Below are 11,805 nucleotides of genomic sequence, written 5' to 3'. Positions count from 1 at the left end.
GGCGCCGGCATCGGCCGCTCGGGCGGCGCCGGGCGCGCCAGCAGGTCGCGCGCCGCGAGCCGCAGGTTGCCGACCACCGCGTCGCCCGCCGGCGTCCACGCGGCGATGCCGGGATCGTCGACCAGCTGCACGAGCCCGGCGCCCGGCGGCACGTGCGGGCCGAAGCCCTCGATGTGATAGGTGAACGCGGGCGCGCCGAACGCGAACACGAGGTCGTGCCCGTCGAGCTGCGCGACGATCTTCTCGCGGATCGCGGGCAGGAAGCCGGCGAACAGCGGATGATCCTCGGGAAAGCTGCAGCGCCCCGACATCGGCGCGACGTACACGCGCGCACGATGCCGCTCGGCGAGCCGCACGACGTCGTCCCACGCGCCGGCGCGATCGACGGCCGCACCGACCACCAGCGCGGGACGCCGCGCGGCGTCGAGCGCGTCGCCGAGCCGCGCGAGCGCGTCCGGATCGGGCCGCACGACGCTGCTCACGTCACGGCGCGGCAGCAACTCGGCCGGCTGGTCCCAGTCGTCGACCGGAATCGACACGAACACCGGCCCGCGCGGCTCCTGCATCGCGATCCGGTACGCGCGCGCGATCGCGGCCGGCACGTCCTGCGCGCGCGCAGGCTCGATGCTCCATTTCACGTATGGCTTCGGCAGCTCGGCGGCCTGCGTCGCGCCGAGGAACGGATCGAACGGCAGGATCGCGCGCGCCTGCTGGCCCGCGGTGACGATCAGCGGCGTGCGGTTCTTGAACGCGGTGAACAGGTTGCCCATCGCGTTGCCGACGCCGGCCGCCGAATGCAGGTTCACGACGGCCGCGTTGCCGGTGGCCTGCGCATGGCCGTCCGCCATGCCGACCACGACGGCCTCCTGCAGGCCGAGCACGTAGCTGAAATCGGCAGGGAAATCGCGGAACATCGGCAGCTCGGTCGAGCCGGGGTTGCCGAACACGCGGTCGATGCCGAACTGGCGGAACAGGTCGATGACGGCGTCGCGGACGGTGATCGGTGCGGCGGAATGGGACGGGGTGCCGGACATGCTCGGGCGTCTCCTCGGTGGCTTGGCGGTTTCCACAGTATCGAAGCGCGAGTCATTCGCCGATACTGTATTTTCTGCAAAAAGCCATGACGATTCGGTATGAGCTTCGATCTCCGACAATTGCGGGCATTCACGACCATCGTCGCGTGCGGCAGCCTCGGCCGCGCGGCCGACGCGCTGCACGTCACGCAGCCGGCGCTGAGCCGGATCCTGAAGCGGCTCGAGGAGCAGGTCGGCGCGCCGCTGTTCGAGCGCCACTCGAAAGGCATGCAGCTCACCGCGTTCGGCGACGCGCTGCTGCCGCACGCGACGCTGCTGCAGCACGAGGCCGAGCACGCGCGCGAGGAGCTCGACGCGATGCGCGGCTTCGCGAAGGGCACGATCAAGGTCGGCGCGGTGGGCAGCATCGCGAGCCTCGTGCTGCCGGTCGCGGTCGGCCGCGTGCTCGATCGCTGGCCGAACCTGCGCGTCGAAATCATCGAGGGCGTGTGGGACCGGCTCGCGGAAGGGCTGAACAAGCACGAGATCGATCTCGCGCTGTCGGCGCACGGGCCGGACACCGACGAGATCGTCGCGATTCCCGAATGCCGCTGGGAGGATCGCAGCCACATCGTTGCGGCGCCGCACCATCCGCTGCGCGCGCTGGGCCGCGCGCCCACGCTCGCCGACACGCTGCATGCGCGCTGGGCGATTCCGCCGCGCGGCACCGCGCCGTTCGACCACATGCGGGCGACCTTCGACGCGCACGGGCTGGCGCTGCCCGACATCGCGGTCGAGACGCGCTCGGTCATGACGCTGAAGAGCCTCGTCGCGCATGCAGGCTTCCTGAGCTGGATGGCCGAGCCGATGTACGGCGCCGAACGGCGCGCCGGCACGATCGACACGCTGCCCGTGAGCGAAGTCGTCGCGGTGCGCACGCTCACCGCATTCCGACGCCGTCACGGCATCCTGCCAGGGCCGGCCGGCAAGCTGCTCGAGGAACTCGTCGCATTGACGCGCGTCGACGCAGGCTGACGCGCACGCGGCCGGTGCCCCGGCCCGCTTCCGATCCCCATCCCGCCCCGCCGCTGTCCCTGTCCCTGTCCCTGTCCCTGTCCCTGTCCCTGTCCCTGTCCCTGTCCCTGTCCCTGTCCCCGTCCTCGTCCCCGTGCGTCCCGTCCCTGCCGTCGCCGCTCGGCGCCCGCGAAGCGCCGGCCGCCGCAGCGCACCATCGAAATCCCATGCCGCTGCCTTGACTTTCGCTTGCCCGAATACGATCATTCGCTCACACGTAGAGCAAATGATCGTATTCGCCAGCACGAATCGCTAGGGCCGCAGCCAGCCCCGACGCGATCCGACCGCGACAGGAGACACCAGATGACCGAATCGCCGTCCGCCCGCACACCCGTGCTGCTGCACATCGGTGCCGGCTCGTTCCACCGCGCGCACCAGGCGTGGTATCTGCATCGCGTGAACGCGGCCGTGCCGGCCGACGAACGCTGGTCGCTCACCGTCGGCAACATCCGCGACGACATGCGCGCGACGATGGATGCGCTCGCCGCGCAACACGGCGCCTACACGCTGGAAACCGTCACGCCGCAAGGCGAGCGCGCGTACGAGACGGTCCGCGCGATCGCGCGCGTGCTGCCGTGGTCGATCGACCTCGCCGCGCTGATCGACGCCGGCGCCGACCCGGCGTGCCGGATCGTGTCGTTCACCGTCACCGAAGGCGGCTACTACCTCGACGAGCACAACCGGCTCGACCTCGCGAACGCGGATCTCGCGGCCGACCTGCAGGGCGCGCGCACGACGCTGTACGGCGCGCTCGCGGCGCTGCTCGCCGAACGTGTGAAGCGCGACGCGGGCCCGCTCACGCTGCAGAGCTGCGACAACCTGCGCAACAACGGCGCGCGCTTTCGCGCGGGCATGCGCGAATTCCTCGAACGGCGTGGCCAGAGCGACCTGCTCGCATGGTTCGACGCCCACGTCGCGACACCGAGCGCGATGGTCGACCGCATCACGCCGCGCCCGACCGACGACGTGCGCGAGCGCGTGCGCGCGGCGACCGGCGTCGACGATGCGTGCCCGGTCATGGGCGAATCGTTCATCCAGTGGGTGATCGAGGACCGCTTCGCGGCCGGCCGGCCGCGCTGGGAGCTGGCCGGCGCGGAACTGGTCGACGACGTGCATCCGTACGAGGAAGCCAAGATCCGCATCCTGAACGCGACGCACAGCTGCATCGCGTGGGCCGGCACGCTCGCGGGCTACACGTACATCCATGAAGGCACGCACGACGCGGCGATCCGCCGCTTCGCGCACGACTACGTGACGCAGGACGTGATCCCGTGCCTCAGCCCGAGCCCGCTCGACCTCGAACGCTACCGCGACGTCGTGCTCGAACGCTTCGGCAACCCGTACGTGCTCGACACGAACCAGCGCGTCGCGGCCGACGGTTTCTCGAAGATTCCCGGCTTCATCGCGCCGACGCTCGTCGAATCGTTCGCACGCGGCGCCGCGCCGGTCGCCACCGCCGTCTTGCCGGCGCTGTTCCTGCGCTTTCTGGAGCGCTGGGCGCGCGGCCTGCTGCCGTATGCGTACCAGGACGGCGTGATGGACGAAGGCGTTGCGCGAGCGGTCGTCGAGACCGACGACCCGGTCGTCGCACTGTGCGCGAGCCGCGCGCTGTGGGGCTCGCTCGCCGGCAACGCCGCGCTGTTCGAAGCGCTGCGCGCGGGGCTCGCACGCGTGGACGCATGGCTCGCGCAGCGCTGACGCGCGGCCCCGGCGTCGGCGCCGGTGAGCCGGCCGCCTGCCGATGGGCGCGCCTCCGGGCGAACCTGCGTTGGCATGCGCGCGTACGTGCGGCTAAAGTAGCGGCTCCTCACTGACGGAACGGATCGCTCATGTATCTCGGCATCGACCTCGGCACCTCGGAAGTGAAGGTGCTGCTGCTGGCCCCGGACGGCACGGTGGTCGGCACCGCGGGCTCGCCGTTCAGCGTGTCGCGCCCGCATCCGCGCTGGGCGGAACAGCATCCGGACGACTGGTGGCAAGGCACGCTCGCCGCGCTCGCGGCACTGCGCGAACGCCACCGCGAAGCGTTCGCGCAGGTGCGCGGCATCGGCCTGTCGGGCCAGATGCACGGCGCGGTGCTGCTCGGCCGCGACGACCGCGTGCTGCGCCCGGCGATCCTGTGGAACGACATGCGCAGCGCCGACGAGTGCGCGCTGCTCACCGAACGCGCGCCCGATCTGCACGCGCTGGCCGGCAATCTCGCGATGCCCGGCTTCACCGCGCCGAAGCTGCTGTGGGTCGCGAAGCACGAACCCGACGTGTTCGCCGCCACCGCGTGCGTGCTGATGCCGAAGGACTACCTGCGCTTCCGGCTCACGGGAGCGAAGGTGTCCGACCCGTCCGACGCGGCCGGCACGCTGTGGCTCGACGTCGCGCGCCGCGACTGGTCCGACGCGCTGCTCGCCGCATGCGACATGACGCGTGACCAGATGCCGCGCATCGTCGAAGGCAACGCGCCGTCCGGCACGCTGCGCGCGGATGTCGCGCGCGAACTCGGGCTGTCGGAGGCCGTCGTCGTGGCGGGCGGCGGCGGCGACAACGCGACGAGCGCGCTCGGCATCGGCGCGATCCATGCGGGCGACGGCTTCGTGTCGCTCGGCACGTCCGGCGTGCTGAGCGTAGTCGGCGACCGCTTCATGCCGAATCCGGCGTCGGCCGTGCATGCGTTCTGTCACGCGATTCCCGATCGCTGGCAATTGATGAGCGTCGTGCTGTCGGCCGCGAGTTGCCTGCGCTGGGTCTGCAAGCTGACCGGTACCGACGAGCCCGCGCTGCTCGCCGAAATCGAAGCGCTCGACGCCGACGCGCTCGCGACGGCGCCGCTGTTCCTCCCGTACCTGTCGGGCGAGCGCACGCCGCACAACGATCCGTACGCGCAGGGCGTGTTCTTCGGGATGACGCATGCAACGGAGCGTGCGCATCTCGGCTACGCGGTGCTCGAAGGCGTGACGCTCGGCCTCGCCGACGGCCTCGATGCGCTGCACGCGGCCGGCGTCGAAACCGACCGGCTGTCGCTGATCGGCGGCGGCGCACGCAGCGCGTTCTGGGCGCAGCTGATCGCCGATGCGCTGAACGTGCACACGCGCCAGCACGGCGGCGGCGAAACCGGTGCGGCGCTCGGCGCGGCGCGCCTGGGCTGGCTCGCCGTCGGCGGCGATCAGCAGGCGGTGCTGACCAAGCCGCCGGTGCGCGCCGAATACGCGCCCGACGCCGCACGTCACGCGCTGCTGCGCGAGCGCCTCGACGCGTTCCGCGCGCTGTATCGCCACGTGCGCCCGCTATACGAACCGTCGCGCGCGCGGCTCGCATGAGCATCGCCGCGGCGACGCGGCGACGCGCAGCGGCCGTCGGCCGCGCGCCGGCATGCGTTACAGTGGATGCCGTTGCGCCGCCTGACGGCCGGCCCGCGGGGCGGCCCCCAGATCCAAACCGAACCGCTATCGTGTCCAAGTCCTCAGAAAAACTCGATCTCGCCACGCGTGCCGCGTGGCTCTACTACGTCGCGGGCGACACGCAGAACGAAATCGCCGAGAAGCTGCAGGTGTCGCGCCCGGTCGCGCAGCGCCTCGTCGCATTCGCGGTCGAGAAGAACTTGATCCGCGTGCGCGTCGACCACCAGCTCGCCGACTGTCTCGATCTCGGCGCGCAGCTGTCGAAACGCTACGGCCTCGCGATGTGCGAAGTCGTGCCCGTCGACGCCGACGCGCCGGAAGCGATCGACCGCAAGCTCGCGGTCGCCGGCGCGCAGGTGATGGAGCGCTACCTGAACGAAACGCGGCCGATGGTGATCGCCGTGAGCAGCGGGCGGACGCTGAAGGCGGCCGTCGCGCAGATCGCGCAGATCGACCGGCCGCAGCACCGCCTCGTGTCGATGGTCGGCGCGATCGCGGCCGACGGCTCGTCGAACCGCTACGACGTCGCGCAATACATCTCCGAGAAAACCGGCAGCAAGCACTTCCTGCTGCCCGCGCCGCTGTTCGCCGACAGTCCTGCGGAGCGCGCGCAATGGTGCAATCACCGGCTGTACCGGATCGTCGATGCGCTGTCCGGCAAGGCCGACGTCGCGTTCGTCGGGATCGGCAACATCGGCCCGCACTGCCCGCTCTACGAAGACGGCTTCATCACCGAGCAGGAGCGCGACGAGATGACCGCGCTCGGCGCGGTGGCCGAACTGCTCGGCGTGCCGATCGATGCGCAGGGCAAGCGGATCGACGTATCGACGAGCGGGCGTGTGACGAGCGTCGCGCTCGACACACCGCCCAAGCGCCCGACGATCGCGTTCGCCGGCGGCCCGAAGAAGCGCGACGCGGTGATCGCCGCGCTGCGCGGCGGCTGGCTGTCGGGGCTCGTCACCGACGAAACCTGCGCGCGCGCGGCGCTCGAGGCGAAGGCGGCCTGATGCCGCCGAAGGCTTACGCGGCCACAGCGGAAGCCGCGCGCGGTGCCGGAAACGCATGCCGGTGCGCGCGCCATGCGCCGACCCACGCCGCGCCCAGCAGCGCGACGAGCACCCACGGAATCGAACTCGCGCCTGTGGCGCCGAGCAGCATGCCGCCCGCGATGCCGCCGCCCGCGACCGCGAGGTTCCATACCGTCACGAGCATCGACTGCGCGACGTCGGCCGCGTCGCCAGCCGCATTCGCGGTGGCCGTCTGGAACAGCGTCGGCGCGCCGCCGAACGCGAGCCCCCACAGCGCGACACCCGCATAGACGATCGTCGTCCCGACACCCGCGCCGAGCATCGCCGCGGCGAGCGCGAACAGCGCGATGCTCGCGAGCGTCAGCCGCCGCTGCGCGGCGCCGATCCATGCGCCCGTCAGTGCGATGCCGACCAGCGACGCGACGCCGAACACGAACAGCACCGCGTCAACTTGCGCGCCCATCCGCACGCCCGCAAGGAACGGCGCGATGTACGTGTACAGCATGTTGTGCGCGAGCACGTACGCGAACATCACGATCAGCACCGGCCGCACGCCGGGCAGCGCGAGCACGCCGAGCACCGGCGCGCGCGCGCCGGCCTGCTGCCCCGGATAGTCCGGCACGCGCAGCCGGATCCAGCCGATCAGCGCGAGCGCCGCGACCGTGATGCCCGCGAACGCGATGCGCCAGCCGAACATCGCGCCGAGCGCGGTCCCGGCCGGAATGCCGATCGACATCGCGACCGGCGCGCCGAGCATCGCGACCGCGATCGCGCGGCCGCGCGACGGCACGTCGACCATCCGGCTCGCATAGCCGGCCAGCAGCGCCCACAGCAGCCCGGCCGACATGCCCGCGACGAAGCGCGCGGCAAGCGTGAGCGCGTAGTACGGCGACGCGGCCGTCAGCGCATTCGACACGACGAAGCCGGCCAGCGCGGCGAGCAGCAGCGGGCGCCGGCGCATCGCGCGCGTCGCGGCGACGAGCGGAATCGCCGCGACGATCGAGCCGAGCGCATAGACCGTCACGAGCTGGCCGATCAGCGCCTCGGTCACGTGCAGGTCGACGCTCATCAGCGGCAGCAGGCCGGCCGGCAACGCTTCGGTGAGGATCGTGATGAAACCGGCGGTCGCGAGCGCGAGCAGGTTCGCGACGGGCAGCCGCGCGCGCACCGGAGCGGACGAACCGGATGCCGGATCAGCGGACCGGTCGGCGGCGGATGCGGAAGCGGACGTGGAAGCGGATACGCACTCGCTCATGCCGCGCTCCGCTCGTCGACGCCATACACCGCATCGCGCACGTCGGTGACGATGCGCCCGTTCATCCCTTCGTACAACGTATTGGTCAGCGCGACGACTGTCAGCCCGGCCGCCCGGTCGACGAACCACGCATGCCCGTATGCGCCGCCCCAGCGCCACGTGCCGATCGACTCCGGCGACTGCGCGGCCGCCGGATCGCGCAGCACCGAAAAGCCGAGCCCGAAACCGAATCCGGGCGCATCCGGCAATTCGTGCGCGCCCGGCTGCACCCGCGCCATCTCGTCGATCCAGCGCGGTGCGAGCCAACCGTCGAGGCCCGTGCGCAGCGTATCGAGCAGCGTCAGGCAATCGTGCGCGGTGCCGACCATGCCCGCGCCGCCCGACGGCCACGCGGCGGCATCGAACGCGCGCGCCGGCTCGAAACGGATGCCGACCGTGCCGTCGAACACCGGCACGAGGTCGTCGTCGGCCATCCGGCGCGGCGCGCCCGGCGTGCTCACGTAAGGCGTCGCGGCGCGCGCGGCGTCGTGCGCGACGAATCCGGTATCGGCCATCCCGAGCGGCGTCGTGACGAGCGCGCCCACCGCCTGCGCGAGCGGGCGGCCGTCGACCGCCTCGATCAGCGCCCCGACCACGTCGGTCGCGAGCGAGTAGCCCCACGACGTGCCGGGCGCGAACTGCAGCGGCACGCCGGCGATGCGCCGCACGTTCTCGGCGAGCGACAGGCTCGCGCGATCCATCCCGTCGGATACGCCTGCGCGCGCATACGGGCCGTCGCCGTCCGCTTCGAAGAAGCGATAGCCGAGGCCGGCCGTATGCGACAGCAGATGCCGCAACGTGATGTTCGCGGGCGTGCCGTCCGCGAGCGTCGGCGTGAACGCGGGGAGCCAGCGCGCGACCGGCTCGTCGAGCCCGATGCGGCCTGCCGCGACCAGCCGCATCGCGGCGGCCGTCACGATCGGCTTCGACACCGACGCGAGCCGGAACACCGTGTCCTCGCGCATCGGCGTGCCGGCTTCGCGATCGGCGAGGCCGGCCGCGCGTGCATAACGCAACTCGCCGTCGCGCGCGACCAGCACGACCGCGCCGACCACGCGCGCGTCGGCCAGCGCGCGATCGAGCACGGCGTCGAGCCGTGCGCGCAGCGCGGCGTCCGGTTCTCTGCGGTGGGCGGTGACAGGTAGGGATGACATGGCGTGACCTCGAACGATGAAGGAACGCCCATCGTAGGGAGCCGGCGCGGGAAGAAAAACCGGGGTAGAGTTCCGGACACTCCGGACATCGATGTCCGCAATCGGGAACCTGCATGGAAAACCTTGGCGGCTTCGTCGTGTTCGTCCAGGTCGCGGAAACGCGCAGCTTCGTCGCGGCCGGGCGCGCGCTCGGGCTGTCGGCGTCGGCGATCGGCAAGCGCATCGCGCGGCTCGAGGCGCGCCTGAACGTGCGGCTGTTTCACCGCAGCACGCGCAGCATCACGCTGACCGCGGAAGGCGCGCGCTTTCTCGAACGGTGCCGGCGCGTGATCGCGGAGCTCGACGCGGCCGAGCAGGAATTGACGCACAGCGCCGAAGCGCCGCGCGGGCGGCTGCGCATGAGCCTGCCGACGATCGGCACGCTGCTGCTGCCGGTGCTCGCCGATTTCATGGCCGCGTATCCGGAGATCGAGCTCGACATCGACTTCAACGACCGCATCGTCGACGTGGTCGACGAAGGCTTCGACGTGGTGCTGCGCACCGGCCGGCCGACCGATTCGCGGCTGTCGTCGCGGCTGCTCGGCCATTTCCGCCAGCACCTCGTCGCGTCGCCCGACTACCTGGAGCGGCACGGCACGCCGCGCACGCCGGCCGATCTCGCGCAGCACCGCTGCCTGCACTTCCGCTTCCCGAGCAGCGGCAAGCTCGAGATCTGGCCGTTGCGCGCGCCGCGCGCCGGCACGCCGCCGGAGGTACCGGTATCGATGGTCAGCAACAACGCGGAAACACGCCTGTGCTTCACGCTGCGCGGGCTCGGCATCGCGTGCCTGCCCGAGTTCTTCGTGCGCGACGCGCTCGACGCCGGCACGCTGCGCGCGGTGCTCGCCGAGCACGTCGTGAGCCGCACGCCGGTCTACGTGCTGTGGCCGTCGGGCCGCCATCCGATGCCGAAGCTGCGCGCGTTCGTCGACCACATGGCCGAACACCTGCGGCTGTGAGCGGGGCGCGGCATCCTCACCCCCTCACGCCGCCTTCGCGTGCACGCCGAGCCTCAGGAACGTCTACCCCACTCGTTCATTTGCTTCGCGCGCCGAGCTAATTTCGAACTTGTCTCATAGACGCCAATTTACCGATCGTAAATCATCACGATCAACCATCGATCGAACAATAGGTAGATCGCTTGGTCTGTCTGTGCGAATTCGCACATGATCACGCTCTGCGGCAGCAGCAGCGTCGCCTCAACGATGGGGCTTAACGACAAGCTGGTCGAAGGCAGGACCAGTCGCAACAATCGTGTTGAGATTGCTTGCAACCCGCAGCCATGGCCGGTTCGCAATCTGTCGCCCCCCAGTAATCGCCTAGGACTCCCTATGCTTATCAGTTTCCCCTTCTTGAGCACGCCCCGACCGAAGACAGAGGACGACCGGAACGACGGCACCTTCGGTCTGGGCGAAAAGAGCGGTAAAGGTAGCTTCCCCGTTAGTTACCAGTTCGGCTGGCATGGTGGCGTGCATTTGGTTGCGCCGGGCGATGATAAAAATCCCGAACCCGTACGCGCGATCGCGGATGGCGCGGTCGTATTCGCGCGCGCCTGCACACCCCAGCCGAAACAGGACCCCACCGAGCAAGAACGCGACGCCTATCCGTTGTTCTACTACGCCGGCAGGACCAGCAATGGCGTGGTGATGCTCAAGCACCAGACTGAAATCGGCGAAGGCGTCGAGGTCGTCTTTTATTCGATCTATCAGCACCTGGAAACCGTGGCGAACAAAACGGGCACTCAGGCCGCATGGAAGAAGGGGGACAAGGTCTATCGCAAGGACCCCATCGGCCAGGCTGGCAACATCTACGGTAGGCCCAATCGCATCCACTTCGAAATCGTTGCCGATCAAGCGAACGTGGAGAAGCTGATGGGGCGCAGCACGGGCAAGCTACAGGCCCCCGAAGGCCGACGCAACTGCGTGTGGGGTGACATGCATATCGTGCTGCCGGCGGGCACGCCCATGTACACGGTCAATCCTCGCACCGAGACGCGAAACTACGTTGTGCGTGCGTTCGATTCCACCGTGGGTGCCGCCAACGATACGCTTGCAAGCGTCGCACAGCGCTTCCATACCACTCCGGAGCGTATCCTTGCCGTCAACGGCAAGAAGGCGAAGGAGTCGAGTTGTTGCGACTACTAGACTCCATTCCCTCAGTTGGTAGACAAAGAGCGCTCTCGCTACGCATTCCGATGAATCGAGTTATGACCAAATATGGCGGCCTCAAATCTGAACTGCAACACTCTCGCCAGCCGGTAAAGTCCGCGAATGGCAAAGAGCACGTACCAACAACTGCAACCTGAAGAACGTATGCGAATCGATTTCTGGCGGGACGAGGGATTGAGCTTGCGGGCGATCGCCCGCAAGCTCAATCGTGCACCCTCGACGTTGAGTCGCGAGTTGGCCCGCAACGCGCAGACCAACGGTCTGTACTGCCCACGTGTAGCCCAAGCGTCTCGCAACGCCCGACGGCAAGCCGCCCGACCGCCGTTGAAGCTCGCACGCGATTCGGTTCTTTGGGGGTGTCGTTTGCCAGCGCTTGCGCGAATGCCAGTGGTCGCCTCAGGAGATTGCCGCTACCCTGAAGCGCACCTTCCCCGACGATCCGAGTCTGCACGTGTCCCACGAAACGATTTACAACGCCATCTACGCCCAGCCTCGCGGTGAGTTGCGCCGCGAACTGATTGCCTGCCTGCGCCAGCACCGCAACAAACGCCTGCCGCGATCGCGCGGCACCGATCGGCGAGGGGCGATTCCCGACATGGTCAGCATTCACGTGCGACCGCCCGAGATCAACGACCGCCTCATG

The 11,805-nt window shown here is 69.8% G+C and carries 9 protein-coding genes and 1 pseudogene; 7 read left to right on the top strand and 3 right to left on the bottom strand.

Going from position 1 to position 11,805, the window contains the following annotated elements:
• Nucleotides 1-1,034 (bottom strand): benzoylformate decarboxylase (gene mdlC / locus O1Q03_RS39140; protein WP_269511311.1); only part of this gene is annotated, 1,034 nt, incomplete at its 3' end.
• 99 nt (nt 1,035-1,133) lie between these two features.
• Between mdlC and O1Q03_RS39135 the strand changes: the two genes are divergently transcribed.
• The 4 genes from O1Q03_RS39135 (at nt 1,134) to O1Q03_RS39120 (ending at nt 6,486) form a co-directional block, all read left to right on the top strand.
• Nucleotides 1,134-2,048 carry a LysR family transcriptional regulator gene (locus O1Q03_RS39135; RefSeq protein ID WP_269511308.1) on the top strand — a complete coding sequence of 305 codons (915 nt, stop codon included), beginning with the start codon at nt 1,134-1,136 and terminating at the stop codon, nt 2,046-2,048.
• Between the two features lie 342 nt (nt 2,049-2,390).
• Nucleotides 2,391-3,785, top strand: coding sequence for a D-arabinitol 4-dehydrogenase (gene dalD, locus O1Q03_RS39130; RefSeq protein ID WP_269511306.1), 1,395 nt, complete (start codon nt 2,391-2,393; stop codon nt 3,783-3,785).
• 131 nt (nt 3,786-3,916) lie between these two features.
• A complete protein-coding gene (gene xylB / locus O1Q03_RS39125; RefSeq protein WP_269511304.1) occupies nt 3,917-5,398 on the top strand; it encodes a xylulokinase in 1,482 nt (493 codons plus the stop codon).
• A gap of 131 nt (nt 5,399-5,529) precedes the next feature.
• Nucleotides 5,530-6,486 carry a sugar-binding transcriptional regulator gene (locus O1Q03_RS39120; protein ID WP_269511302.1) on the top strand — a complete coding sequence of 319 codons (957 nt, stop codon included), beginning with the start codon at nt 5,530-5,532 and terminating at the stop codon, nt 6,484-6,486.
• 13 nt (nt 6,487-6,499) lie between these two features.
• Here O1Q03_RS39120 and O1Q03_RS39115 read toward each other — a convergent pair whose 3' ends face one another.
• Together O1Q03_RS39115 and O1Q03_RS39110 are read right to left on the bottom strand one after the other, a co-directional pair.
• A complete protein-coding gene (locus O1Q03_RS39115) occupies nt 6,500-7,762 on the bottom strand; it encodes an MFS transporter (RefSeq protein ID WP_269511300.1) in 1,263 nt (420 codons plus the stop codon).
• Entirely contained in the window at nt 7,759-8,955 is a 1,197-nt protein-coding gene (locus tag O1Q03_RS39110) for a serine hydrolase domain-containing protein (protein ID WP_269511298.1), read from the bottom strand. Before O1Q03_RS39110 ends, O1Q03_RS39115 begins: the two co-directional genes overlap by 4 nt.
• Before the next feature lie 113 nt (nt 8,956-9,068).
• On the opposite strand from O1Q03_RS39110, the gene O1Q03_RS39105 reads away from it, so the two are divergent.
• The 3 genes and pseudogenes from O1Q03_RS39105 to O1Q03_RS39095 form a co-directional block, all read left to right on the top strand.
• Nucleotides 9,069-9,953 carry a LysR family transcriptional regulator gene (locus tag O1Q03_RS39105; RefSeq protein ID WP_269511296.1) on the top strand — a complete coding sequence of 295 codons (885 nt, stop codon included), beginning with the start codon at nt 9,069-9,071 and terminating at the stop codon, nt 9,951-9,953.
• Between the two features lie 207 nt (nt 9,954-10,160).
• Nucleotides 10,161-11,138: a hypothetical protein gene (locus O1Q03_RS39100; protein WP_269511294.1), complete on the top strand. Its 978-nt coding sequence runs from the start codon at nt 10,161-10,163 to the stop codon at nt 11,136-11,138.
• Nucleotides 11,139-11,264: 126 nt separating this feature from the next.
• Nucleotides 11,265-11,805 (top strand): annotated as a pseudogene (locus O1Q03_RS39095) (IS30 family transposase); the annotation flags it as partial.

Source organism: Burkholderia sp. IMCC1007 (assembly GCF_027257875.1).
Classification (GTDB): Bacteria; Pseudomonadota; Gammaproteobacteria; order Burkholderiales; family Burkholderiaceae; genus Burkholderia.
This window is presented reverse-complemented; position numbering and strand designations above follow the sequence as displayed.